1 protein-coding gene is annotated in these 544 nt (G+C 48.7%); it reads right to left on the reverse strand.

Features of this window, described 5'->3' with window-relative positions; all coding sequences use genetic code 11:
• Positions 1 to 9: 9 nt before the first annotated feature.
• Positions 10 to 544, reverse strand: a 535-nt coding sequence (locus OH459_RS28140) for a TraG/VirB4 family ATPase (protein WP_443088668.1), incomplete at its 5' end; no start/stop codon positions are given.

A 544-nucleotide genomic window follows, 5' to 3' on the forward strand; every position in this document is an offset into this window, starting at 1 on the left:
AGCAGCGAGTTAAGTGCTCGCCCCAATCGCTTGGTTAAATGCCTCAATTTCCTTGCCGTAGTAGTGCATGGACGTTTGTTCAATGGCCTCTTCCAGTGGCAAGCCTTGTTTATAAAGATTTTCACAGTATTCAAACTCCTTGGGTTCCGTTGAGAACATGGCGCGTTTTACTGGTGAAGCAAAAAAGCGATGGTAGGTCACGTGCCCCCCGGCTTTGATGCGTGCGCAGCTGTAGCCCGCAATCGCCGAGGGAGCAAAGTTTTTGATAAGTTGCTGCTCATACTTTGAAAAGGCGTCGGGGTTTTGGGTTAGGTATTTATCAAAGCCTTCACCTTGGCGAAGAATGATGTGAATATCGGAGTTGTTGTAACACGCTTTGGCTTCTTCACTGCTAAAGAAGTCTTCAATGCCTTGAGTCACGGTACAAAAACTGCCGCCGAACTTGCGCGCTGTGCGATAGCCGGTGTTGATGAACTCTCTGGCTTGCTCGTTAGCTCCAGACAGTAGGCTCCATGCCTCTTCAATGATGCACATCTTTGGCGTT

The sequence above is a fragment of the Vibrio sp. MM46 genome (assembly GCF_027587135.1).
GTDB lineage: Bacteria > Pseudomonadota > Gammaproteobacteria > Enterobacterales > Vibrionaceae > Vibrio > Vibrio harveyi.